The 23,691-nt window shown below is 52.8% G+C and carries 22 protein-coding genes; 10 read left to right on the plus strand and 12 right to left on the minus strand.

The features are described from left to right. Positions 1-39 precede the first annotated feature (39 nt). Complete coding sequence (gene cof, locus E3U32_RS09765; RefSeq protein WP_134348616.1) at positions 40-858, minus strand: HMP-PP phosphatase; 819 nt, start codon at positions 856-858, stop codon at positions 40-42. Between the two features lie 101 nt (positions 859-959). Here cof and E3U32_RS09770 point away from each other — a divergent pair, with 101 nt between their 5' ends. Next, positions 960-2,660 (plus strand): SgrR family transcriptional regulator, encoded by a 1,701-nt coding sequence (locus tag E3U32_RS09770; RefSeq protein ID WP_134348617.1) that lies wholly within the window; start codon positions 960-962, stop codon positions 2,658-2,660. A gap of 65 nt (positions 2,661-2,725) precedes the next feature. Continuing rightward, complete coding sequence (gene queC, locus E3U32_RS09775; protein ID WP_134348618.1) at positions 2,726-3,421, plus strand: 7-cyano-7-deazaguanine synthase QueC; 696 nt, start codon at positions 2,726-2,728, stop codon at positions 3,419-3,421. Between the two features lie 2 nt (positions 3,422-3,423). Here the strand turns inward: queC and E3U32_RS09780 are convergent, their stop codons facing one another. From E3U32_RS09780 to bolA, 11 genes are all read right to left on the minus strand, one after another. Next, on the minus strand, positions 3,424-3,753 hold the full coding sequence (locus E3U32_RS09780; RefSeq protein ID WP_134348619.1) for an addiction module antidote protein: 330 nt from the start codon (positions 3,751-3,753) through the stop codon (positions 3,424-3,426). Beyond that, positions 3,740-4,093 carry a type II toxin-antitoxin system RelE/ParE family toxin gene (locus E3U32_RS09785; protein ID WP_108415717.1) on the minus strand — a complete coding sequence of 118 codons (354 nt, stop codon included), beginning with the start codon at positions 4,091-4,093 and terminating at the stop codon, positions 3,740-3,742. The genes E3U32_RS09780 and E3U32_RS09785 overlap by 14 nt, the downstream gene beginning before the upstream one ends. A 48-nt stretch (positions 4,094-4,141) precedes the next feature. Further along, on the minus strand, positions 4,142-4,540 hold the full coding sequence (locus E3U32_RS09790) for a YbgC/FadM family acyl-CoA thioesterase (RefSeq protein ID WP_134348620.1): 399 nt from the start codon (positions 4,538-4,540) through the stop codon (positions 4,142-4,144). Positions 4,541-4,639: 99 nt separating this feature from the next. Continuing rightward, positions 4,640-5,020, minus strand: a complete 381-nt coding sequence (locus E3U32_RS09795; RefSeq protein ID WP_134348621.1) for a helix-hairpin-helix domain-containing protein — start codon at positions 5,018-5,020, stop codon at positions 4,640-4,642. Between the two features lie 148 nt (positions 5,021-5,168). Next, a complete protein-coding gene (ppiD, locus tag E3U32_RS09805; protein WP_134348622.1) occupies positions 5,169-7,040 on the minus strand; it encodes a peptidylprolyl isomerase in 1,872 nt (623 codons plus the stop codon). Positions 7,041-7,252: 212 nt separating this feature from the next. Next, entirely contained in the window at positions 7,253-7,525 is a 273-nt protein-coding gene (gene hupB / locus E3U32_RS09810) for a nucleoid-associated protein HU-beta (RefSeq protein ID WP_002444653.1), read from the minus strand. A gap of 210 nt (positions 7,526-7,735) precedes the next feature. Continuing rightward, complete coding sequence (gene lon / locus E3U32_RS09815) at positions 7,736-10,090, minus strand: endopeptidase La (RefSeq protein ID WP_014882775.1); 2,355 nt, start codon at positions 10,088-10,090, stop codon at positions 7,736-7,738. 182 nt (positions 10,091-10,272) lie between these two features. After that, positions 10,273-11,547: an ATP-dependent protease ATP-binding subunit ClpX gene (gene clpX, locus E3U32_RS09820; RefSeq protein ID WP_023334705.1), complete on the minus strand. Its 1,275-nt coding sequence runs from the start codon at positions 11,545-11,547 to the stop codon at positions 10,273-10,275. A 127-nt stretch (positions 11,548-11,674) separates the two neighbouring features. After that, positions 11,675-12,298, minus strand: coding sequence for an ATP-dependent Clp endopeptidase proteolytic subunit ClpP (clpP, locus tag E3U32_RS09825; RefSeq protein WP_010428105.1), 624 nt, complete (start codon positions 12,296-12,298; stop codon positions 11,675-11,677). A gap of 260 nt (positions 12,299-12,558) precedes the next feature. Then, positions 12,559-13,857 carry a trigger factor gene (gene tig / locus E3U32_RS09830; RefSeq protein WP_134348623.1) on the minus strand — a complete coding sequence of 433 codons (1,299 nt, stop codon included), beginning with the start codon at positions 13,855-13,857 and terminating at the stop codon, positions 12,559-12,561. Between the two features lie 330 nt (positions 13,858-14,187). Then, entirely contained in the window at positions 14,188-14,505 is a 318-nt protein-coding gene (gene bolA / locus E3U32_RS09835) for a transcriptional regulator BolA (protein WP_021241655.1), read from the minus strand. A 302-nt stretch (positions 14,506-14,807) separates the two neighbouring features. Here bolA and E3U32_RS09840 point away from each other — a divergent pair, with 302 nt between their 5' ends. The 8 genes from E3U32_RS09840 (at position 14,808) to E3U32_RS09875 (ending at position 23,681) form a co-directional block, all read left to right on the plus strand. Continuing rightward, positions 14,808-15,386 carry a lipoprotein gene (locus E3U32_RS09840; protein ID WP_063144771.1) on the plus strand — a complete coding sequence of 193 codons (579 nt, stop codon included), beginning with the start codon at positions 14,808-14,810 and terminating at the stop codon, positions 15,384-15,386. Positions 15,387-15,432: 46 nt separating this feature from the next. Then, the gene (ampG, locus tag E3U32_RS09845) at positions 15,433-16,908 is read left to right on the plus strand and encodes a muropeptide MFS transporter AmpG (protein WP_134348624.1); all 1,476 of its coding nucleotides are present in this window, start codon (positions 15,433-15,435) and stop codon (positions 16,906-16,908) included. A 477-nt stretch (positions 16,909-17,385) separates the two neighbouring features. Continuing rightward, entirely contained in the window at positions 17,386-18,333 is a 948-nt protein-coding gene (gene cyoA / locus E3U32_RS09850) for a cytochrome o ubiquinol oxidase subunit II (RefSeq protein WP_134348625.1), read from the plus strand. Between the two features lie 16 nt (positions 18,334-18,349). Beyond that, the gene (gene cyoB / locus E3U32_RS09855) at positions 18,350-20,341 is read left to right on the plus strand and encodes a cytochrome o ubiquinol oxidase subunit I (RefSeq protein ID WP_063144774.1); all 1,992 of its coding nucleotides are present in this window, start codon (positions 18,350-18,352) and stop codon (positions 20,339-20,341) included. Then, complete coding sequence (locus tag E3U32_RS09860) at positions 20,331-20,945, plus strand: cytochrome o ubiquinol oxidase subunit III (protein ID WP_023334703.1); 615 nt, start codon at positions 20,331-20,333, stop codon at positions 20,943-20,945. The genes cyoB and E3U32_RS09860 overlap by 11 nt, the downstream gene beginning before the upstream one ends. Beyond that, a complete protein-coding gene (locus tag E3U32_RS09865; protein ID WP_134348626.1) occupies positions 20,945-21,271 on the plus strand; it encodes a cytochrome o ubiquinol oxidase subunit IV in 327 nt (108 codons plus the stop codon). The genes E3U32_RS09860 and E3U32_RS09865 overlap by 1 nt, the downstream gene beginning before the upstream one ends. A gap of 11 nt (positions 21,272-21,282) precedes the next feature. Continuing rightward, positions 21,283-22,170: a heme o synthase gene (cyoE, locus tag E3U32_RS09870; RefSeq protein WP_013095848.1), complete on the plus strand. Its 888-nt coding sequence runs from the start codon at positions 21,283-21,285 to the stop codon at positions 22,168-22,170. A gap of 149 nt (positions 22,171-22,319) precedes the next feature. Beyond that, on the plus strand, positions 22,320-23,681 hold the full coding sequence (locus E3U32_RS09875) for an MFS transporter (RefSeq protein ID WP_134348627.1): 1,362 nt from the start codon (positions 22,320-22,322) through the stop codon (positions 23,679-23,681). Positions 23,682-23,691 lie beyond the last annotated feature (10 nt).

Here is a 23,691-nt window from a genome sequence, read left to right on the forward strand (position 1 = left end):
AAAAGCCAGACCTCGGTCTGGCTTGCTGGAAGGGTCTCACTATTCGGGGGAATACGGGAGGTTGTTGTTGTCCAGCCAATGCGTCAAAAAATGAGACACCGCTTCGTTACCGCAGTGCCCAATAACCGGCAGATGGGGAAGCTCTGCTTTTAGCTGCGCCATCGCATTTCCCATAATCAGACCACGGCCGACGCTGCCCAGCATCTCCCGGTCATTCATAGCGTCACCAAACGCCATACAGTCCTGCAGCGTTAAGCCCAGGTGGTCGCTCAGTACTGCCAGGGCGGAACCTTTGTTACAGCCCACAGGTAACACCTCCAGACAATCCACCGCCGAGAAGGTCAGATGCGCCCGGTTACCCAGCGCCTCATTCAACTGAATGCGTAAGCGACAGAGATCGTCGTGATCGCCGCAGAAGCAGATCTTGGTCACCGCATGGGCGGGGATCCGACGCAGGTCGATAAGCTGGTATTTAAAACCACTGTAGACGTGCGCATGCAACAGTTCCGGAATTTCACGTCCGGTAAACCAGCCTTGATCGTTAAAGACGTGGATGCTGGCCTGCGTATCCCAGGTGCTGTGCAGCACGATATCCGCCACTTCCGGGTTGAGATCCTGACGGTGCAGCACATCACCTTCTACAGAATGAATTCGCGTCCCGTTGCCGGTGATCAGAAAGGCGTCGAGGGAAAACGCGCCAAGTAGATGGCGCATTTCCAGCACATGACGCCCGGTAGCAAACGTCAGGGTGACATCACGCTCGTGCAGGCGCTTCAGCGTGTTCAGGGTTTTCTTCCCCAAACGGTGATCCGGCATTAACAGCGTACCGTCCATATCAAATGCAGCGAGCCGAGCCATGATTACTCCCGAAATGTGATGCGATTAACTTGTGCATCAGTATCGTGTGAGATATACGGAAGTAATAGTGAATAGATGATAATTATTGTTCCGGGTTTCTCATGCGCCAGCTTAATCGACTTAATCAGTATCACCGCCTCTGGCAACCTTCCGAGGGTGCGACGCAAAAGGTCACCATCAGCGAGCTGGCCGCCCGCTGTTTTTGTAGCGAGCGGCATGTCCGAACGCTGCTACGACAGGCCCAGGAAGCGGGCTGGCTGAGCTGGCGAGCGCAGTCTGGCCGCGGTAAACGGGGTGAACTGACGTTCCATGTCGCTCCGGAGTCGCTGCGCAATGCGATGATGGAAGAGGCGTTAAAACGTGGGCAGCAGCACAACGTGCTTGAGCTGGCCCAGCTTGCACCAGACGCGCTGCGGTCATTGCTGCATCCATTTTTAGGCGGACAGTGGCAAAACGACACGCCGACGCTGCGCATCCCCTATTACCGCTCGCTGGACCCGCTTCATCCGGGTTTTCTGCCCGGTCGTGCGGAACAGCATCTGGCCGGACAGATTTTTTCCGGGCTGACGCGCTTTCATGGCAGCTCCAGTGAACCCACGGGCGATCTCGCCCACCACTGGGAGGTGTCAGAGGACGGCCTGCGCTGGCATTTTTATATTCGATCCACTCTGCACTGGCATAACGGCGATAAAGTCGAGACCGGACAGCTTCAGCAAAGCCTGACCGCGCTTTTTGCCCTGCCCGCCCTGCGTAAGCTATTTCAGAGCGTCTTACGCGTTGACGTCACTCACCCTCAGTGTCTGACATTTACCTTGCACCAGCCGGATTACTGGCTGGCACACCGTCTGGCCACCTACTGCAGCCGTCTTGCCCATCCCGAACAGCCCATGACGGGCAGCGGGCCCTTCAGACTCAGCGTCTATGAACCCGACCTGGTTCGTCTGGAGAGTCACGAACAGTACCATCTCAGCCATCCGCTGCTTAAGGCTATTGAATACTGGATCACACCGGCGCTGTTTGACTCTGGTCTGGGTACCAGCTGTCGTCATCCGGTGCAGATTGCCATTGGCGAGCCGGATGAACTTGAGAGCCTGCGCCTGGTAACCAACAGCATCAGTCTGGGCTTTTGTTATCTCACACTGAAGCAAAGCCCGCGTCTTAGTGAAATGCAGGCGCGACGGCTCATCAATATTATTCATCTCTCAACGCTTCTGCATACGCTTGGGCTAAACGAAGGGCTGATTACCCCAACAGAGGAATTACTGCCCGGCTGGGCGATCCCCCAGTGGCCGGATTTAACACATGTCCCTCTACCGAAGAAATTAACCCTGATTTACCATTTGCCGGTTGAGTTACACACGATGGCTCGACAGCTAAAACAGTACCTTGCTCAACAAGGCTGCGCGCTTACGGTTATCTTTTTCGATGCGAAAACCTGGGATGGATGCCAGCAACTGGCGGACGCGGACATGATGATGGGCGACAGGCTGATTGGCGAAGCCCCGGAATATACACTTGAGCAATGGCTGCGCTGTGATGCCCTCTGGCCACATCTGCTGAGCGCGCCGCAGTATGCTCATCTGCAGGCCACCCTGGATGCGGTACAGACCCAGGCCGATGAACAGGATAGGCATGCTGGCTTGAAAGCGATATTTAGCCAGCTTATGGAAAACGCGGTCCTTACACCGCTTTTTAACTACCAGTATCAAATCAGCGCCCCACCGGGGGTAAACGGCATACGCCTCAACACCCGCGGCTGGTTTGATTTTACCGAAGCCTGGCTGCCCGCCCCCAAATCGTGAAGAAGCTGGTCGCCGTCGTGGTCAGACGGTAACATAACGTTTTTACGTAACTGTCGAGATGATTTATGAAACGTGCCGTCGTCGTGTTCAGCGGAGGACAAGACTCTACTACCTGCCTGGTCCAGGCTCTTCATCAGTACGATGAAGTTCACTGTGTTACTTTCGATTATGGTCAGCGTCATCGTGCTGAAATCGACGTTGCCCGTGAACTGGCCCTGAAACTGGGCGCACGCGCGCACAAAGTACTGGATGTTACGCTGTTAAATGAACTGGCCGTCAGCAGCCTCACCCGCGACAGTATTCCCGTCCCGGACTACGAACCCGATGCCAGCGGCATTCCAAACACCTTCGTGCCGGGCCGTAATATCCTTTTCCTGACCCTGACAGCGATTTACGCTTACCAGGTAAAAGCCGAAGCGGTGATAACCGGCGTATGTGAAACCGACTTCTCCGGTTACCCGGACTGTCGCGACGAGTTTGTGAAAGCGTTAAACCACGCCGTCAATCTGGGGATGGCGAAAGATACGCGCTTTGAAACCCCTCTGATGTGGCTGGATAAAGCAGAAACCTGGGCGCTGGCGGACTACTGGGGCAAGCTGGATTTGGTTCGCAGCGAAACCCTCACCTGCTATAACGGCATCAAAGGCGACGGTTGCGGCCAGTGCGCCGCCTGTAACCTGCGCGCTAACGGGCTGAATCATTATCTTGCCGATAAAGTCGGCGTGATGGCCGCGATGCAGAAAAAAACCGGGCTTAAATAGGGTTACTTGACCGTGCTGTCGAACAGTTTTACGCCGGCAGCACGCGTGACTTTCATTAACGTCGTCAGCGTTGGGTTGCCGTTGTCAGACAAGGTTCGGTATAGCTGCTGACGGGAAAGACCCGATTTAGCAGCAATTTCACCTATGCCGCCGCGGGATTCGATGACCTGACGGAGTGCAATGAGATAGGCAGGGATCCCCTGATCTTCATAAATTTCTTCCAGTGCTATTTGCAGGTAAAGTTGAGCATAGGAAGGGTTCTCACGAAGCATTTTCACAACCGCATTGTGATGACTGACAGAACTTGAATATTGTCGTTTAGAGGTGCTCATCTGTTTTTCCTTTCGATAGATGATCTTTCAAGTAATCTACCGCCTGTTTAACATCTTCTCTTTGACTCTTCTTGTCACCCCCGATGAGTAACAACAAGACCCTCTGATGCTCTACGGCAAAATAGATCCTGTAACCGGGACCACTATCAATTCGCATCTCCCAAACACCTTCTCTAAGGTATTTGTAATCACCAAAATTACGTTTTATTGCACGGTTAATACGCATAAGGATCCGTAAAACGGTCTCCGGATCCTTTCGCCTCATCCTTGCTACCCACTCCTCGAACGGAATTTTTCCGTCACGGGTCCGGTAACGTTCAACAACGTAGTCCCTGTCCATTATTCTATCCCTGAAAAATCCTTTTGTCTTTTATAAAAGACAAAAATCCTAAGCGATCATCAGCTCCAGCTTTTCCCGCAACTCTCCTTCGAACGGCAGCGCCTTCTGGGTTTTCAGATCGATACAGACAAACGTAATCAGCGCATCAGCCACCACCTGCCCTTCTGGATCGAGCGTCACCACCTGGCTTAATACCCCACTTTTGCCACTTAACTGCTGTACCTGACTGGTCACGGTGAGCACATCACCCAGCACGGCCGGACGGCGGTAGTTGATGTTGATATTGACGACCACGAACGCGATGTTGTGCGCACTCAGCCACTGAAAGCTTTCGCTATTTTCGAGCCCGTCCCAGCGCGCTTCTTCAAGAAACTCAAGATAGCGGGCATTGTTCACATGCTGGTAAACGTCGAGGTGAAAACCGCGTACTTTGATTTTTGTCTGCATAGCGCAATAGCCTTTACTGTTATTGTAGGATTAGAGGTCATAACTGGTATGACCTCTTTATCCTGGCAAATTATTGCTGCAGTGCAAGTAAATGTGAGATTACAACGTCAGGTGTGAGAGGTTGCGCTCAACCAGCGCGCTGCCCATACCCGGAACCTGTTTGAGATCGTCGACAGTTTTGAAAGGACCATACTCTTCGCGGTAGCTGACGATAGCTTGTGCTTTTTTCAGGCCGACACCATTCATCGCGCGGGCCAGGTCTTCTGCAGATGCCGAATTGATACTCACCCGCGTACCGTCATCATCCACGTTTTTACCGGCGTCGGTCGCTTTGGTTTGCCCCTGCACCGGCGCGGCTGCGTCGGTCTTGCTCTGTACCGTCTGTGGTTTGGCGGCAGGTGTCCCCGCCAGCGCGCCAGCGCTCATCCCGGTGGTGGCAATAGCCAGCGTAATTAACAGTGCTTTGATTCCACATTTCATGCTGTTATCTCCTTGTTAGTTGACAGCCACGTCACGATAACCGCCGAAAAAAACAGGCACAAACAGCAGATTGCAGAAATGGAAAAGGCCGCGAAAGCGGCCTTTAGTTTTTGCAGAGCGTTACGAAATTCTGCGAGCAGATACGTAATTATTGCTGCTGAGTTATCACATCACCCAGCTTAATTTTGGCTTCTTTACGCAGGTTGCTCATCATGGCTTCGAAAGCAATCTGGGCATTGTTCTGGGTAATGCCCTGAACCATCGCTTTCTTTTGCGCTTCTGGCAGGGTACCGGCTTTCACTTCATCCAGCGCCAGCAGAATGACGTTACCCTGCATATCGGTGGCGGTACCGAAGCTTGGTTTATCTTTTGCTGGCAGGTTCAGACCAAACGCTGCCTGACTGACAGGATCCTGACCCGTACGGCTCAGCGTTTTCGCCTCACCGAAGCTCAGACCAGCGGCTTTCAACGCGTCCTCTTTACCCGCTTTCAGATCAACCAGAATCTTCTCAGCATCCAGTTTCGCCTGCTGTTCCGCTTTGTTGTGCTTAACCTGGGCGACAACCTGATCCTTCACTTCCGCCAGCGGTTTGACCGCTTCTGGCTTATGTTCGCTAACGCGCAGAACGAATGCACGATCGCCGTCAACGGTAATGATGTCAGAGTTGCTGCCTGGCGTGCCGTTCTCGCCGACCAGTCCGCCGTTAAAGATGGCATCAGAAACCGGTTTGAAGTTCAGCTCTTCCGGCAGGTTGTCACGACCAAACCAGCCCGTCTCAACCGCTTTCACCCCAGCCGCCTGCTCTGCACCCGCCAGAGACTCGTTGTCGTTGCTGGCAGCATCGCTCACTTTCTGCTGCAGTGCGTAGTAGGCATCCAGCGCTTTTTCCTGCTTCACTTTCGCCGCGATATCATCATGAACCTCAGCCAGCGGCTTGGTTTTCGCAGCAATGATGTCGTCCAGACGGACAACCAGGAAACCAACGGAGGATTTAATGACGCCTGAAAGCTGGCCTTTGTCTTTCAGACCGGCATTTTTCAGCTCATCCGGCGTGGTTGCCTCTTCCAGCCAGCCCATATCACCGCCGTTTTTCGCGGAGATAATATCGGTGGATTTCGCTTTCGCGACGGTCGCGAAATCAGCGCCTTTGTTCAGTTCATCCAGAACCGCTTTGGCATCAGCCTCGGTTTTGGTCTGAATCACGCTGTAGCGGTTACGCTGCGGCTGAGTGAACTGGTCCTGATGCTGGTCGTAATAAGACTGGATTTCCGCGTCAGACGCGCTTTCCTGCAACGCAGCCGCATCCAGCTTGATGTAGCTCACACGGAACTGCTCCGGAGAAACAAAGGAATTCTTGTTCTGCTCGTACCAGGCATTAACGTCAGCGTCGCTTACCTGCTGTTTCGCCGCCAGGGTGTTCACGTCAATCGTCGCTTCACGTACAACGCGCTGCTGTGCCACCAGCGCGGCCAGTTCATCCGTTTCACCTTTGAGCATGAAATCAGTGCCCACAACGGCATTGATGAGCTGCTGGGTTGTCAGCTGGTTACGCAGCGCCTGAGCGTATTGATCGGCAGTCATGCCCATCTGATTGACGATACTGTTGTAACGCGCGTTGTCGAATTTACCGTTAGACTGGAAGGCTTGCGTGGAGAAGATGGCTTTTTTCACCTGCTCATCACTGATGCCAAGGCCCAGCTTTTTGGCATACTGATCCAGCAGCGCTTCGTCGATAAGACGGTTCAGTGTCTGTTGGCGCAGGGTCTTCATGTACCCTTCGTTAGCCGCCAGTTCAGAGAATTGGTCGCCCAGCTGTTGCTGCATACGGTTACGTTCACCGGCAAAAGCATTCTCGAACTGGCCACGGCTGATTTCCTGGCCATTCACTTTTGCGGCATAGTTCGCGCCACCGCCAATAAGGTAACTGCTCACGCCGGTCAATATGAACGACACGATAATGATACCGAAAATAATCTTGAGCACGAGACTGTTAGCAGCCGTGCGTAAGCTGTCCATCATGGTGTAACAACACTCCGCTGTAGGTGACTGGTTACCTGACGCTGACGGAAAATCCTGCCCGTCGCGCGTAAGGTCGTATTGTGACAAGAAAACGGGGCGATTGTCAGCCCACAACTCGCATAAACTCGCACAAATCAGGTCTGGACAAACAAAAAAGGCACATCAGAAGATGCGCCCTTGTACTATACGGCTTCCCTGAGACGGGAAAGCAATCAGTTTACTGCGTCTTTCAGCGCTTTACCTGCACGGAAACCAGGCACTTTAGCGGCAGCAATGGTGATCTCTTTACCGGTCTGAGGGTTGCGGCCAGTACGGGCAGCACGCTCTTTAACAGCAAAAGTACCGAAGCCTACCAGTGCAACGTCGTCCCCAGCCTGCAGAGATTCAGTAACAGAAGCAATTAATGCATCTAACGCACGTCCAGCTGCAGCTTTAGAAATATCAGCACCAGCAGCAATTTTGTCAATCAGTTGAGATTTATTCACTGTTCTCTTCCTCTCTTTATAATTTATATCGCGCCTGAATCCTTCACAACGCGACCGCGCAGCAGTTATATCAGGCCTGCCATGACCTTACAACACCCGTTGTTGATGGCTGACCTAATCAGCAATCTAAATTAGCTATACAAAAAAAGGCTGGCAAGTGCGAAATGACTTACCAGCCTTGTTTTTATTGACGCTCTTTGCGCGAGGTCACTATTTTGCGGTTACAACCTGCATTCCGGAGGGTTCATTCTGCAATGCGAGAGTAAGAACTTCCTCAATTCGCTTCACAGGATGGATCTGCAGATCGGCGATCACGTTGTCCGGAATCTCTTCCAGATCGCGTTTGTTTTCGTAAGGGATCAATACGGTTTTGATCCCACCGCGATGTGCCGCCAGCAGTTTTTCTTTTAAACCACCAATCGGCAGAACCTGGCCACGCAGTGTAATTTCGCCGGTCATCGCCACATCGGCGCGCACCGGGTTACCGGTCAAACAAGAAACCAGAGCGGTACACATGGCAATACCCGCGCTTGGGCCATCTTTTGGCGTCGCCCCTTCAGGTACGTGCACGTGGATGTCGCGTTTTTCGTAGAAATCCGGGTTGATACCCAGTTTTTCCGCACGCGCGCGCACCACGGTCAGTGCCGCCTGAATGGATTCCTGCATCACTTCACCCAAAGAACCGGTGTAGGTCAGCTTGCCTTTACCCGGTACACAGGCGGTTTCGATGGTCAGCAGATCGCCGCCCACTTCCGTCCATGCCAGGCCGGTCACCTGACCAACGCGGTTTTCGTTGTCCGCGCGACCGTAGTCGAAACGCTGAACGCCGAGATAGGCATGCAGATTGTCGCCGTTAATCACAATGTGTTTCAGGCTCTTATCCAGCAGCAGCTGTTTTACCGCTTTACGACACAGTTTAGAGATTTCACGCTCAAGGCTACGCACGCCCGCTTCACGGGTGTAATAGCGGATGATGCCAATAATTGCGCTGTCCTCTACGGTCAGCTCGTTGGCTTTCAGCGCGTTACGCTCAATCTGTTTCGGCAGCAGGTGCTGCTTAGCAATGTTCAGCTTCTCATCTTCGGTATAACCGGAGAGGCGGATCACTTCCATACGGTCCAGCAGCGGAGCCGGAATGTTCATGGAGTTCGACGTGGCCACAAACATGACGTCGCTCAGGTCGTAATCCACTTCCAGGTAGTGATCGCTGAACGCCACGTTCTGTTCTGGATCAAGCACTTCCAGCAGAGCAGAAGCCGGATCGCCACGCATGTCCGATGACATTTTGTCGATCTCATCAAGCAGGAACAGCGGGTTTTTAACGCCCACTTTCGCCATCTTCTGGATCAGTTTACCCGGCATAGAACCGATGTAGGTACGGCGGTGACCGCGGATTTCCGCTTCATCGCGTACGCCACCCAGCGCCATACGGATATACTTACGTCCGGTCGCTTTGGCGATGGACTGACCCAGAGAGGTTTTACCCACCCCCGGCGGTCCTACCAGGCACAGAATTGGGCCCTTAATTTTGTTTACACGGCTTTGTACCGCGAGGTACTCAAGAATGCGGTCTTTCACGCGTTCCAGGCCGTAGTGGTCGGTATCGAGGATTTCCTGCGCCTGACGCAGGTCTTTTTTGACCTTGCTGCGGGCGTTCCACGGAACCTGCACCATCCACTCAATATAGCCGCGGACAACGGTCGCTTCAGCCGACATCGGAGACATCATTTTCAGCTTCTGCAGTTCTGCTTCGGCTTTCTCTTTCGCCTCTTTCGGCATCTTCGCCGCGTCAATCTTGCGCTTCAGCGCTTCGTTTTCGTCCGGCGCGTCGTCCATCTCGCCGAGTTCTTTCTGAATGGCTTTCATCTGCTCATTCAGGTAGTACTCACGCTGAGATTTCTCCATCTGCTTTTTCACGCGGTTGCGAATACGCTTCTCAACCTGCAGCAGATCGATTTCAGACTCCATCATCGCCATCAGGTATTCCAGACGTTCGTTAACGTCGGACATTTCCAGCACGGACTGTTTGTCAGCCAGCTTCAGCGGCATATGTGCAGCGATGGTGTCCGCCAGACGTGCAGGATCGTCGATGCTGTTCAGCGACGTCAGCACTTCTGGTGGGATTTTCTTGTTCAGCTTGATATAGCCTTCAAACTGGCTAATCGCGGTGCGCACAAGCACTTCCTGCTCGCGCTCATCAAGCTCAGGCGAATCAAGGTACTCTGCCTTCGCAGAGAAGTGTTCGCCATCGTCTGACAGAGTGGTAATACGCGCACGCTGCAGGCCTTCTACCAGCACCTTCACGGTGCCGTCAGGCAGCTTCAGCATCTGCAAAATAGAGGCCACGGTCCCGACGGTGAAAAGATCGTTTACACCCGGCTCATCCGTTGATGCTTCTTTCTGCGCCACCAGCATGATTTTTTTATCATGATCCATAGCGGCTTCGAGGCAACGGATAGATTTTTCCCGCCCTACAAATAAGGGTATGACCATGTGCGGATAAACCACCACATCGCGCAACGGCAATACGGGGATTTCAATGCGTTCAGAACGCTCAGGATTCATAGAGCTCTCTCTTAGTTAGTGTCCGCCAGGTAAGCTGGTCATGTCACTGTGCTTCACATAACCATTAACATGTATCCAGTATATGGGGATGTTTCCCACACATTCAACGCTATGAATAAGGAAAAAGTAAAGGGGAGATAAAATCCCCCCTTTTTGATTAACTGCTTGTATGATTTGGTGAATTATTCGCCAGATGCCTGCTGTGCTTCCGGTTTACCGTAAATCAGCAGCGGCTTGGTTTGACCGCTAATAACGGACTCGTCAATCACCACTTTCTCAACGTCTTCCATCGACGGCAGATCGTACATGGTGTCGAGCAGCGCCGCTTCAACGATAGAACGCAGGCCACGCGCGCCGGTTTTGCGAATCATTGCTTTTTTGGCAATGGCATCCAGCGCTTCGTCACGGAATTCCAGGTCAACGCCTTCCAGATTGAACAGCGCCTGATACTGCTTGGTCAGCGCATTTTTCGGCTCTTTCAGGATCTGGATCAGCGCGTCTTCACTCAGTTCATTCAGCGTTGCCACAACCGGCAGACGGCCGATGAATTCAGGGATCAGACCGAATTTGATCAGATCTTCTGGTTCAACCTGCGACAGCAGTTCGCCTTCGTTTGGTTTTTCGGACGTCGCTTTCACCGTTGCGCCAAAACCAATGCCGGAGCCGGTTTCAACACGGTGGGAGATGACTTTATCGAGACCGGCAAACGCACCACCACAGATGAACAGGATCTTGGAGGTATCAACCTGCAGGAACTCCTGCTGCGGATGTTTACGACCACCCTGTGGCGGAACGGCAGCAACCGTACCTTCGATCAGCTTCAGCAGTGCCTGCTGTACGCCTTCGCCCGACACGTCGCGGGTGATGGACGGATTGTCTGACTTACGGGAGATCTTGTCGATCTCATCGATGTAAACAATCCCGCGCTGGGCTTTCTGTACGTCGTAATCGCACTTCTGCAACAGTTTCTGAATGATGTTTTCGACATCCTCACCCACATAACCGGCTTCGGTCAGAGTGGTGGCGTCCGCCATGGTGAACGGAACATCCAGCAGGCGCGCCAGGGTTTCAGCCAGCAGCGTTTTACCGGAACCGGTTGGGCCGATCAGCAAAATGTTACTTTTACCCAGTTCTACGCCATTGCTGGTATCGCCGTTACGCAGACGTTTGTAGTGGTTGTATACCGCTACCGCCAACACTTTCTTAGCCTGCTCCTGACCGATGACGTAGTCATCAAGGTGATGACGAATTTCATGCGGCGTAGGCAGCGCGCTACGTTCGCGGTGTGGCGCGACTTCTTTAATCTCTTCGCGAATGATGTCGTTACATAAATCGACACATTCGTCGCAGATATACACGGACGGCCCGGCAATCAGTTTACGCACTTCATGCTGGCTTTTGCCGCAAAAAGAGCAGTACAGCAGTTTGCCCGAACCATCTTTGCGTTTATCTGTCATGAGTCCAAACCTCTTTTTAAGTTCTTTGTGCCGCACATGACGACGCAAATGCCATTCTAAGACGCAAGCTGCTCTCAGGCAGAATGCCGCCCTACCTTAGTATAGCGGCACACTCGCGTCGCGGGCATCAATTACGATGGGTCAACACGGAGTCGACTAAGCCGTACTCAACTGCCTCTGGAGCAGAGAGGAAGCGATCGCGCTCGGTATCGCGCTCGATCTGCTCGAGTGGTTGACCCGTATGCTGCGCCATAAGTTCATTCATGCGCGCTTTTACTTTCAGAATTTCGCGGGCGTGGATTTCAATATCCGTCGCCTGCCCCTGGTAACCGCCCAGCGGCTGGTGAATCATCACGCGGGAATTAGGCAAGCAGAAACGCTTACCTTTAGCCCCTGCCGTTAACAGGAACGCACCCATTGATGCAGCCTGACCCATACAGATAGTGCTTACATCAGGCTTGATGAATTGCATGGTGTCATAAATGGACATACCTGCTGTAATCACGCCACCCGGGGAGTTAATGTACAGGTAAATGTCTTTTTCCGGGTTTTCCGCTTCCAGAAACAGCATCTGCGCCACGATCAGGTTAGCCATGTGGTCTTCTACCTGGCCGGTCAGAAAGATAACGCGTTCCTTGAGCAGACGGGAATAGATATCAAAAGAACGCTCACCACGTGAGGTCTGTTCAATAACCATTGGCACCAGAGCCATATGGGGTGCAAAGTTATCTCGTTCGCCACTGTATGACATTTCCGTCTCCTGGATCAAAATTGAAAACACCTGCTGTACTGATTGTAACCTTACGGACGGATTATCAGCCAGTCTCATTCATCGTGATTACGTACTTATGGGGTTCACAGTGCCCTATTTCAAGCATAACAACCTTTTGTTGTTACGCTAACACCGAAAGGGCGTTTTAGCACTCTTCCTGGGCTAATGCTGCGATAAAAAAAACCCGCTGCCGCAAGGCAACGGGTTTTCTGTTCAAACTTTAAACCTTTGGGGCGAAATTACGCCTGCTGGTTCATCAGTTCGTTGAAAGAGGTCGCTTTTTCAGACACTTTAGCTTTCGCCAGTACCGCTTCGACAGCCTGCTCTTCCAGGGCAACATTGCGCATGTTGTCCATCAGCTCTTTGTTCTTACCGTAGAACTCGATCACTTCTGATGGATCTTCGTATGCAGAAGCCATCTCTTCGATCAGGCCTTTCACACGCTCTTCGTCAGCTTTCAGCTCGTGGGTACGAATCACTTCGCCCAGCAGCAGGCCAACAACAACGCGGCGTTTAGCTTGCTCTTCGAACAGCTCGCGTGGCAGTTCCATCGCTTGCTGCTGGTTGCCACCGAAACGCTGTGCAGCCTGACGGCGCAGCACGTCGATTTCGCTGTCGATCAGGGCAGCTGGAACGTCGATTTCGTTCGCTTTAACCAGACCGTCGATCGCCTGAGATTTAACGCGGTTACGCACAGCGCCGTTCAGCTCGCGCTCCATGTTCTTACGCACTTCGGTACGCAGGCCCGCGACAGAACCATCTTCCACGCCGAAACGCTTGATGAATTCTTCAGTCAGTTCTGGCAGTTCGCGCTCTTCAACTTTCTTCAGGTTGATGACGAACTTGGCTGCTTTACCTTTCAGGTTTTCAGCGTGGTACTCTTCAGGGAAGGTCACGTCGATGGTGAACTCTTCGCCCGCTTTGTGGCCTTTGATACCGTCTTCGAAGCCAGGGATCATACGACCCTGGCCCATTGCCAGTACGAAGTCAGACGCTTTGCCGCCTTCGAACTCTTCGCCGTCTACAGAACCGGTGAAGTCGATAGTCACACGGTCTTCCGCGTCAACAGCACCTTCTTTCTCTTTCCAGTTCGCCTGCTGCTTACGCAGGGTGTCCAGCATGCCGTCAACGTCTTCGTCAGTTACAGAAACAACCGGTTTCTCAACTTCGATGGACTCCAGACCTTTCAGCTCAACTTCCGGGTACACTTCAAACTCTACGGAGTAGGTGAAGTCTTCGCCCAGTTTGTATTCGCCTGGAACGTAGTTCGGCGCACCGGCCGGATTGATTTTTTCTTTGATGATCGCATCAATAAAGTTGCGGCTCATCAGTTCACCCAGCACATCCTGACGCACGGAAGCGCCATAACGCTGAGCAACAACATTCATTGGTACTTTGCCCTTACGGAAGCCGTCAATACGTACTTTTTTTGCTACGTTGACCAGCTCGCTTTTCACAGCAGTTTCGATGCTGTCAGCAGCGATAGTAATCGTTACACGGCGGCCAAGGCCTTGAGTGGTTTCAACTGAAACTTGCATCTTGTTACCTCAAAAAAATCACAGTGCTCGGTCAACTCTGAATCTGTCTGTTATACCGGGATGCTCTCTTAGTGCAGATTCACATTCCCTGTCGCCAGAATCATCCCGAAGACATTCAATAAGACGCGGCATTATAGCGGCATCACTTAGGTGAGTCGAGAACGGTTGGGGCATGTTGCTGCGGCTTTTTTCACACTTTAAGCCTATTTTTAGCCTTAAAATCGCTCCATCCGCTCAAAACTCAGACAAAACAAAACGGCCCGGAGGCCGTTTTGAGGAAATCTCTTAGCAACATACTGGAAAAGCTCCAGCCGTTGCAAATCCGATTTATCAGGCGATGGTGCCTGCACCGCGACAAGGCGGCGATGCAAAAACCGTATCCTGCAAACCTTCCCATTCCTTAATGGTGTAAGTATGCAATGCCAGAGCATGTACGGTTGTGGAGAGCTCTTCCGTCAAGGTGCTGTAGATCAAGCGGTGTCGGTTCAGGAAACGTTCTCCCGTGAAGCGATCGCTAACCAGAACCACTTTAAAGTGGCTTTCAGAACCTGCCGGCACGTTATGACGATAGCTTTCGTCGACGACTTCGAGGAACACAGGGTTGAACGCTGCCCTTAATTTATCTTCTATATGCTCACGTATCATCATGAAATTACTCCTCCGACAACGCCAGGATGTCACCCATCCCTTTAAATGTTAGCCGCTTTTACCGTTTCCATTACACCTTGACAACAAATATTTAGCTTTCATCTGATTTTCTCATTCAAAGGAATGAAGTTCACTGTGAGGCTCATACCTTTTGTCATTCGCAAGGGGAGAAAAAGGGTGAGCTGGTCAGTTTTCAGACAAGGCGATGAATTTACATGCGTTGACCACTTCCCCTGACCGTTGGCAATGTTATGATGGCGGCAATTTTTCTCTCTATGCTTACGATTCGTGAGAACCTTAAAATGTTAAAAAAACTCTTCTTTCCATTGGTAGCCCTTTTTATGCTGGCAGGCTGTGCTACCCCGCCTACCACCATTGATGTCTCACCAAAAATTACCCTGCCTCAGCAGGACCCAAGCCTGATGGGCGTCACCGTGAGCATTAACGGTGCCGACCAGCGTCAGGATCAGGCGCTGGCAAAAGTGACCCGCGATAACCAGCAGGTTACGCTCACCGCGTCCCGTGACCTGCGCTTCCTGCTCCAGGAAGTGCTGGAGAAACAGATGACGGCTCGCGGCTATATGATTGGCCCAAGCGGCGCGGTTGATCTGCAGATCATCGTGAACAACCTGTACGCTGACGTTTCCCAGGGGAACGTGCGCTACAACATCGCGACCAAAGCCGATATTGCCATTATTGCCACCGCGAAGAATGGCAACAAGATGAACAAAAACTACCGCGCTAGCTACTCCGTTGAGGGGGCTTTCCAGGCCTCAAACCAGAACATTGCTAACGCCGTGAACAGCGTGCTGACCGATACCATCGCCGATATGGCGCAGGACACCAGCATTCACGACTTCATCAAGCAAAACGCGCGTTAATCCAGCTAACTGACCCGGTATATCGCCGGGTCAGTTTTATAAGAACATGTCCAGCCATTACTTACGCATTTTCCAGCAACCGAAATCAGCCATTCTGCTGATCCTCGGCTTTGCCTCGGGTTTACCCCTCGCACTCACTTCAGGCACGCTTCAGGCGTGGATGACGGTCGAGAACATCGATCTTAAAACCATTGGTTTCTTCTCGCTTGTGGGTCAGGCCTATGTCTTTAAGTTCCTGTGGTCGCCGGTCATGGATCGCTACACTCCGCCTTTCCTGGGGCGTCGTCGTGGCTGGTTAGTGATGACGCAGATCCTGCTACTGCTGGCCATTGCGGCGATGGGTTTTCTTGAGCCCACCACACAGTTACGCTGGATGGCCGCGCTCGCGGTGGTGATTGCCTTCTGTTCCGCTTCGCAGGATATCGTCTTTGACGCCTGGAAGACGGACGTGTTACCTGCGGAAGAGCGCGGTGCCGGTGCGGCGATCAGCGTGCTGGGCTATCGCCTCGGGATGCTGGTCTCTGGCGGGCTGGCGCTGTGGCTGGCCGACCGCTACCTCGGCTGGCAGGGCATGTACTGGCTGATGGCTGCCCTGCTTATCCCCTGCATTATCGCTACGCTATTCGCGCCCGAACCGAGTGATGTCATCCCGGTCCCCCGCTCGCTGGAGCAGGCCGTCGCCGAACCGCTGCGCGACTTCTTTGGTCGCAACAACGCCTGGCTGATCCTGCTACTTATCGTCCTTTATAAACTGGGCGATGCCTTTGCAATGAGCCTGACTACCACCTTCCTGATCCGGGGCGTCGGTTTTGATGCCGGTGAAGTGGGTGTGGTGAATAAAACGCTGGGGCTGTTTGCGACCATCGTTGGCGCGCTCTACGGCGGCGTATTGATGCAGCGCCTGACGCTGTTCCGCGCGCTGCTGATCTTCGGCATCCTGCAAGGCGCCTCTAACGCAGGCTACTGGCTGCTGTCGATTACCGATAAACATACGTTCAGCATGGCCACCGCGGTGTTCTTCGAAAATCTCTGTGGCGGTATGGGGACAGCGGCATTTGTCGCCCTGCTGATGACCCTGTGCAACAAGTCGTTTTCCGCCACGCAGTTCGCTCTGCTCTCGGCGCTCTCCGCCGTTGGCCGCGTCTATGTTGGCCCAATTGCCGGCTGGTTTGTTGAAGCTCACGGTTGGCCGACGTTTTATCTCTTCTCGGTCGTGGCTGCCGTGCCGGGGATTTTACTGTTGCTGGTCTGCCGTCAGACGCTGGAATATACCCAGCGGACAGAACACTTTATGCCGCGTACCGAATATCATCGCGCCTACCGTTTTGCCTTACGTCTGTTAATGGTGGGCTGCTTTGCGCTGGCGCTCTGGCTAGTCGTGCTCATTATTAACGCCTGCACTTCTCTGGCGCTCCCCTTCGAAGCCCTTCTGCTGGATGCCGGAGCCCTGATGGCAATCGCCGGGATCCTGACAGGGGGTCTGCTCGATTTCATGGCGTTGCGTAAAACGCAGATGACCTGAAGAAAAATGCGAAAGGTTATTTCCCGTTGTAATCACTAAACGAAATTATAACGGTGAAATAGCCATCAACCGCTAAAAAAATATTTGTTGTTTTGTGCGGGATAGGATTTGGAAATTATTAGCGCCAATTCCACAACACTATTTTCCATTAAACGATTCAGCATTCGTAAGTTTGATTTTTCGTTTTTTAGATGTCTTTTTATTGATAATTAATTGTTAATTTTTTGTTTATTTTTAACAATGGTTATACCAATTGCCCCTTTTAGGGTATGCTTGGGGGTCCTTTCGTTATAAAGCCCGCGCCATGCGGCTTTTGTCTTAAAAAGCGACATAATTTGCAACACTTGTGACATGTGCGGCAGAACCCGGTAACACCTTCCTGACACAGGTCTAATGATGTTTACAGTAATGTAACCTTCCCGTAAAATGCCCGCACACTTTAAACGCCACCAGACTCCGTGGAATTGAGGTCGTTAAATGAGACTCAGGAAATACAATAAAAGTTTGGGATGGTTGTCATTATTCGCTGGCACTGTATTACTCAGTGGCTGCGATTCTGCACTACTAGACCCCAAAGGACAGATTGGACTGGAACAACGTTCACTGATTTTGACGGCATTTGGCCTGATGATGATTGTGGTTATTCCAGCCATTTTGATGGCTGTTGGTTTCGCCTGGAAGTATCGTGCGAGCAATAAAGATGCGAAGTATAGCCCGAACTGGTCACACTCCAATAAAGTGGAAGCTGTGGTCTGGACGGTCCCTATTCTGATCATCCTGTTCCTTGCCGTACTGACCTGGAAAACCACTCACGCACTTGAGCCAAGCAAACCGCTGGTTCACGATGAGAAACCGATTACCATCGAAGTGGTCTCCATGGACTGGAAATGGTTCTTCATCTATCCGGAACAGGGTATTGCTACCGTGAATGAAATCGCCTTCCCGGCGAACACTCCGGTTCAGTTCAAAGTGACCTCCAACTCCGTAATGAACTCCTTCTTCATCCCACGTCTGGGTAGCCAGATTTACGCGATGGCCGGTATGCAGACTAACCTGCATCTGATCGCGAATGAAGCAGGCACCTATGATGGTATCTCCGCCAGCTATAGCGGCCCGGGCTTCTCAGGTATGAAGTTCAAAGCTATTGCAACGCCAGACCGTGCCGCTTTCGACCAGTGGGTTGAAAAAGCGAAGCAGTCTCCAAACACCATGTCTGACATGGCGGCGTTCGATAAAGTGGCTGCACCTAGCGAATACAACAAGGTGGAGTACTTCTCTAACGTGAAACCTGATTTGTTCAAAGAGGTTATTGGCAAATTTATGGATCACGGTAAGAGCATGGACATGACCCAGCCTGAAGGCGAGCACAGCGCGCATGAAGGTATGGAAGGCATGGACATGAGCCACGCGGAAACCGCTCACTAAGGGGCCGAGGAAGAAAATGTTCGGAAAATTGACACTGGATGCAGTGCCGTATCACGAACCGATTATCGTGATTACGGTGGCTGCAATTATCATTGGTGGCGCGGCCTTACTGGCCCTGATCACTTACTTCGGTAAGTGGAGCTACCTGTGGAACGAGTGGCTGACTTCGGTTGACCACAAAAAACTCGGTATCATGTACTGCATCGTCGGTATCGTCATGTTAATTCGTGGCTTTGCGGATGCGATCATGATGCGTAGCCAGCAGGCTCTCGCTTCTGCGGGTGAAGCCGGCTTCCTGCCGCCGCACCACTACGATCAGATCTTTACCGCCCACGGCGTTATCATGATCTTCTTCGTGGCGATGCCGCTGGTTATCGGTCTGATGAACGTTGTCGTTCCGCTGCAAATCGGCGCGCGCGACGTGGCGTTCCCGTTCCTGAACAACCTGAGCTTCTGGTTCACGGTTGTCGGCGTTATCCTGGTTAACCTGTCACTGGGCGTGGGCGAATTCGCGCAGACCGGCTGGCTGGCTTACCCGCCGCTGTCAGGAATTGAGTACAGTCCGGGCGTTGGCGTCGACTACTGGATTTGGGCGCTTCAGCTCTCCGGTGTCGGTACTACCCTGACCGGTATTAACTTCTTCGTGACCATTATCAAGATGCGTGCCCCTGGCATGACCATGTTCAAGATGCCGGTATTTACCTGGGCATCTCTGTGCGCCAACATCCTGATTATTGCCTCCTTCCCAATTCTGACCGTCACCGTCGCGCTGCTGACCCTGGACCGCTACCTGGGCACCCATTTCTTCACGAATGATATGGGTGGCAACATGATGATGTACATCAACCTGATTTGGGCCTGGGGTCACCCGGAAGTGTACATTCTGGTTCTGCCTGTCTTCGGCGTGTTCTCCGAAATCGCGGCAACCTTCTCGCGTAAACGTCTGTTTGGTTACACCTCTCTGGTGTGGGCAACCGTGTGTATTACCGTTCTGTCGTTCATCGTTTGGCTGCACCACTTCTTCACCATGGGTGCGGGCGCGAACGTAAACGCCTTCTTCGGTATTACCACCATGATTATCGCAATCCCTACCGGGGTTAAGATCTTCAACTGGCTGTTCACCATGTACCAGGGCCGTATCGTGTTCCACTCAGCAATGCTGTGGACCATCGGCTTCATCGTCACCTTCTCTGTGGGTGGGATGACCGGCGTACTGCTGGCGGTACCAGGTGCTGACTTCGTTCTGCACAACAGTCTGTTCCTGATTGCGCACTTCCATAACGTTATCATCGGTGGCGTGGTCTTCGGCTGCTTCGCTGGCGTAACCTACTGGTGGCCAAAAGCGTTCGGCTTCACGCTGAACGAAAAATGGGGTAAACGCGCGTTCTGGTTCTGGATCATCGGCTTCTTCGTGGCGTTTATGCCGCTGTACGTGCTGGGCTTCATGGGTATGACCCGTCGTCTGAGCCAGCAGATCGATCCGCAGTTCCACCCAATGCTGATGGTTGCAGCGGGCGGTGCGGTGCTGATTGCCTGTGGTATCGCGTCTCAGCTGATTCAGTTCTACGTGTCTATTCGCGACCGCGACCAGAACCGTGACCTGACCGGTGACCCATGGGGTGGCCGTACGCTGGAGTGGGCAACCTCTTCTCCACCTCCTTTCTATAACTTCGCCATCGTGCCGCAGGTTCATGAACGCGACGCATTCTGGGAAATGAAAGAAAAAGGTGAAGCGTACAAGCAACCTGCTCATTACGAAGAGATCCACATGCCGAAAAACAGCGGTGCGGGCATTGTCATTGCCGCCTTCGCAACGGTATTTGGTTTCGCAATGATCTGGCACATCTGGTGGATGGCGATTGTTGGCTTCGCCGGCATCGTAATCAGCTGGATTGTGAAGAGCTTTGACGAGGACGTGGACTACTACGTACCAGTCCGTGAAGTTGAAAAGCTGGAAAATCAGCATTTCGACGAGATTTCTAAAGCGGGGCTGAAAAATGGCAACTGATACTCTGGCGCACTCGACTGCCCACGCGCATGAACATGCGCACCACGATACAGGACCGACCAAAGTCTTCGGTTTCTGGATCTACCTGATGAGCGACTGCATTCTGTTCTGCTGTCTGTTCGCGACCTATGCCGTTCTGGTGAACGGCACGGCGGGCGGCCCGGCTGGCAAGGACATCTTTGAACTGCCGTTCGTTCTGGTTGAAACCGCACTGCTGTTATTCAGCTCCATCACCTACGGCATGGCGGCTATCGCCATGTACAAAAACAACAAGAGCCAGGTGGTTTCCTGGCTGGCGTTGACCTGGTTGTTTGGTGCTGGATTTATCGGGATGGAAATCTATGAATTCCATCACCTGATTCTGGAAGGCTTCGGTCCGGATCGCAGTGGCTTCCTGTCCGCGTTCTTCGCGCTGGTAGGTACCCACGGTCTGCACGTAACCTCTGGTCTGATCTGGATGGCGGTACTGATGTTCCAGGTATCCCGTCGCGGTCTGACCAGCACTAACCGTACCCGTATCATGTGCCTGAGCCTGTTCTGGCACTTCCTGGACGTGGTGTGGATCTGTGTGTTCTCTGTTGTATATCTGATGGGGGCGATGTAATGAGTCATTCACACGATCATGGCGCTTCCCACGGTAGCGTAAAAACCTACATGACAGGTTTCATCCTGTCGATCATCCTGACGGTGATCCCGTTCTGGATGGTGATGAGCGGTTCTGCGTCTAAACCGGTTATTCTGGGTGCAATCCTGGTGACCGCGGTGATTCAGATTCTGGTGCATCTGGTTTGCTTCCTGCACATGAACACCAAGTCCGATGAAGGCTGGAACATGACGGCCTTCATCTTTACCGTGATTATCATCGCTATCCTGGTAGTCGGTTCCATCTGGATTATGTGGAACCTCAACTACAACATGATGGTTCACTAAGAGCGGCGAGTATGTTTAAGCAATACCTGCAAGTAACGAAACCAGGCATCATCTTTGGCAACCTGATCTCCGTGATCGGAGGGTTCCTGCTGGCCTCTAAAGGCAGCATTGATTACACCCTCTTTATCTACACGCTGGTCGGTGTGTCACTGGTTGTTGCGTCCGGTTGTGTATTTAACAACTACATCGACATGGATATCGACAAGAAGATGGAAAGGACCAAAAATCGGGTGCTGGTGAAAGGCCTGATCGCCCCTTCCGTCTCGCTGGTGTACGCCACCTTGCTGGGTATTGCTGGCTTTATGCTGCTGTGGTTTGGTGCTAACCCGCTGGCCTGCTGGCTGGGGGTGATGGGGTTCGTGGTCTATGTGGGCGTCTACAGCCTGTATATGAAACGTCACTCCGTCTACGGCACGCTGATTGGTTCTCTCTCCGGCGCTGCGCCGCCGGTGATTGGCTACTGCGCGGTCACGAACGAGTTCGACAGCGGTGCGCTGATCCTGCTGGCTATCTTTAGCCTGTGGCAGATGCCGCACTCCTATGCCATCGCGATTTTCCGCTTTAAGGATTATCAGGCAGCGAATATCCCGGTTCTGCCGGTCGTGAAGGGCATTTCCGTTGCCAAGAACCACATCACGCTCTACATCATCGCCTTTGCTGTCGCAACGCTGATGCTCTCTCTGGGTGGTTACGCTGGATATAAATATCTGGCGGTAGCGGCTGCAGTGAGCGTCTGGTGGCTCGGTATGGCGCTGCGCGGTTACAAAGTGGAAGATGACAAAGTCTGGGCGCGCAAACTGTTTGTGTTCTCGATTGTCGCCATCACCTCTCTGTCCGTGATGATGTCCGTTGACTTCATGGTGCCAGATTCACACAACCTGCTGACTTACGTCTGGTAAGCCACAACAGGTGAATAAAGGGGTGCTTCGGCACCCTTTTTTATTCACTGAATCTATTAATAACGCATGTAATATTTGTTAAATAACCCTTTATTTACCCCGCCCCTTCCCCGCACTACACTATGGCCTGCTTTTGAACTGAGGTGGTAATGAACGATTATAAAATGACGCCAGGCGAGCTACGCGCGACCTGGGGCTTAGGGACTGTCTTCTCGCTACGGATGCTTGGCATGTTTATGGTCCTGCCTGTTCTGACCACGTACGGTATGGCACTGCAGGGAGCCAGCGAGGCGCTGATTGGCCTGGCCATTGGCATTTACGGTCTGGCGCAGGCGGTATTCCAGATCCCCTTTGGCCTGCTCTCTGACCGGGTGGGTCGCAAGCCGCTGATTGTCGGTGGGTTGCTGATCTTTGTACTCGGGAGCATCATTGCCGCCCTCTCCCACTCCATCTGGGGCATCATTCTTGGCCGTGCCCTGCAGGGCTCCGGCGCGATTGCTGCCGCGGTGATGGCACTGCTGTCAGACTTAACCCGCGAGCAGAACCGCACCAAAGCGATGGCCTTCATCGGCGTGAGTTTTGGCGTCACCTTTGCGATTGCCATGGTGCTGGGCCCCATTATTACCCATGCGCTTGGCCTGCATGCCCTGTTCTGGATGATTGCCCTGCTGGCGACCCTCGGTATTGCCTTAACCCTGTGGGTAGTGCCGGACAGCAAAAACCACGTCCTCAACCGTGAATCGGGGATGGTAAAAGGCTGCTTCAGCAAAGTGCTTGTTGAACCACGCCTGCTGAAGCTCAATTTTGGCATTATGTGTCTGCACATCCTGCTGATGTCGACCTTTGTCGCCCTGCCCGGTCAGCTTGCCGCTGCGGGCTTCCCGGCAGCAGAGCACTGGAAAATCTATCTGGTCACGATGCTGATTTCGTTTGTCTCCGTCGTGCCGTTTATCATCTACGCCGAAGTGAAGCGCAAAATGAAGCGCGTCTTCGTGGGCTGCGTGGCGGTCCTGCTGATTGCCGAGATTGTGCTCTGGGGTTCCGGCCCGCACTTCTGGGAACTGATCGCCGGCGTGCAGCTCTTCTTCCTGGCCTTTAACCTGATGGAAGCCCTGCTCCCGTCGCTGATAAGCAAAGAGTCCCCCGCCGGTTACAAAGGCACAGCAATGGGCATTTACTCCACCAGCCAGTTTCTCGGCGTGGCGATTGGCGGCTCGCTTGGCGGATGGGTGGACGGGCTGTTTGATTCGCAAACCGTGTTTCTGGCAGGTGCGCTACTGGCGACCGTCTGGCTGCTGGTCGCCAGCACCATGAAAGAGCCGCGCTACGTGAGCAGCCTGCGGGTAGAAATTCCGGATGATGTGGAAATTAGCGATGCGCTGAAGCAGCGTCTGGAAGCCAAAGAGGGTGTGACAGAGGTGCTTATTGTTCCGGAAGAACGCAGCGCTTACGTCAAAATAGACAGTAAAATGACCAACCGCTTCGAGGTCGAACAGGCGCTCAAAGCCTGAAAAAAAGCCC

The organism is Lelliottia nimipressuralis (assembly GCF_004402045.1).
Taxonomy (GTDB): Bacteria; Pseudomonadota; Gammaproteobacteria; order Enterobacterales; family Enterobacteriaceae; genus Enterobacter; species Enterobacter chinensis.

What these genes read in the sequence shown, in the direction of transcription:
- cyoA (WP_134348625.1), top strand. Translation starts at nt 17,386, where the DNA reads ATGAGACTCAGGAAATACAATAAAAGTTTGGGATGGTTGTCATTATTC.
- E3U32_RS09840 (WP_063144771.1), top strand. Translation starts at nt 14,808, where the DNA reads ATGTTAAAAAAACTCTTCTTTCCATTGGTAGCCCTTTTTATGCTGGCA.
- tig (WP_134348623.1), bottom strand. Translation starts at nt 13,857, where the DNA reads ATGCAAGTTTCAGTTGAAACCACTCAAGGCCTTGGCCGCCGTGTAACG.
- E3U32_RS09795 (WP_134348621.1), bottom strand. Translation starts at nt 5,020, where the DNA reads ATGAAATGTGGAATCAAAGCACTGTTAATTACGCTGGCTATTGCCACC.
- cyoE (WP_013095848.1), top strand. Translation starts at nt 21,283, where the DNA reads ATGTTTAAGCAATACCTGCAAGTAACGAAACCAGGCATCATCTTTGGC.
- E3U32_RS09785 (WP_108415717.1), bottom strand. Translation starts at nt 4,093, where the DNA reads ATGGACAGGGACTACGTTGTTGAACGTTACCGGACCCGTGACGGAAAA.
- lon (WP_014882775.1), bottom strand. Translation starts at nt 10,090, where the DNA reads ATGAATCCTGAGCGTTCTGAACGCATTGAAATCCCCGTATTGCCGTTG.
- bolA (WP_021241655.1), bottom strand. Translation starts at nt 14,505, where the DNA reads ATGATGATACGTGAGCATATAGAAGATAAATTAAGGGCAGCGTTCAAC.
- E3U32_RS09860 (WP_023334703.1), top strand. Translation starts at nt 20,331, where the DNA reads ATGGCAACTGATACTCTGGCGCACTCGACTGCCCACGCGCATGAACAT.
- E3U32_RS09790 (WP_134348620.1), bottom strand. Translation starts at nt 4,540, where the DNA reads ATGCAGACAAAAATCAAAGTACGCGGTTTTCACCTCGACGTTTACCAG.
- clpX (WP_023334705.1), bottom strand. Translation starts at nt 11,547, where the DNA reads ATGACAGATAAACGCAAAGATGGTTCGGGCAAACTGCTGTACTGCTCT.
- cyoB (WP_063144774.1), top strand. Translation starts at nt 18,350, where the DNA reads ATGTTCGGAAAATTGACACTGGATGCAGTGCCGTATCACGAACCGATT.
- E3U32_RS09865 (WP_134348626.1), top strand. Translation starts at nt 20,945, where the DNA reads ATGAGTCATTCACACGATCATGGCGCTTCCCACGGTAGCGTAAAAACC.
- ppiD (WP_134348622.1), bottom strand. Translation starts at nt 7,040, where the DNA reads ATGATGGACAGCTTACGCACGGCTGCTAACAGTCTCGTGCTCAAGATT.
- cof (WP_134348616.1), bottom strand. Translation starts at nt 858, where the DNA reads ATGGCTCGGCTCGCTGCATTTGATATGGACGGTACGCTGTTAATGCCG.
- E3U32_RS09780 (WP_134348619.1), bottom strand. Translation starts at nt 3,753, where the DNA reads ATGAGCACCTCTAAACGACAATATTCAAGTTCTGTCAGTCATCACAAT.
- queC (WP_134348618.1), top strand. Translation starts at nt 2,726, where the DNA reads ATGAAACGTGCCGTCGTCGTGTTCAGCGGAGGACAAGACTCTACTACC.
- E3U32_RS09875 (WP_134348627.1), top strand. Translation starts at nt 22,320, where the DNA reads ATGAACGATTATAAAATGACGCCAGGCGAGCTACGCGCGACCTGGGGC.
- clpP (WP_010428105.1), bottom strand. Translation starts at nt 12,298, where the DNA reads ATGTCATACAGTGGCGAACGAGATAACTTTGCACCCCATATGGCTCTG.
- E3U32_RS09770 (WP_134348617.1), top strand. Translation starts at nt 960, where the DNA reads ATGCGCCAGCTTAATCGACTTAATCAGTATCACCGCCTCTGGCAACCT.
- ampG (WP_134348624.1), top strand. Translation starts at nt 15,433, where the DNA reads ATGTCCAGCCATTACTTACGCATTTTCCAGCAACCGAAATCAGCCATT.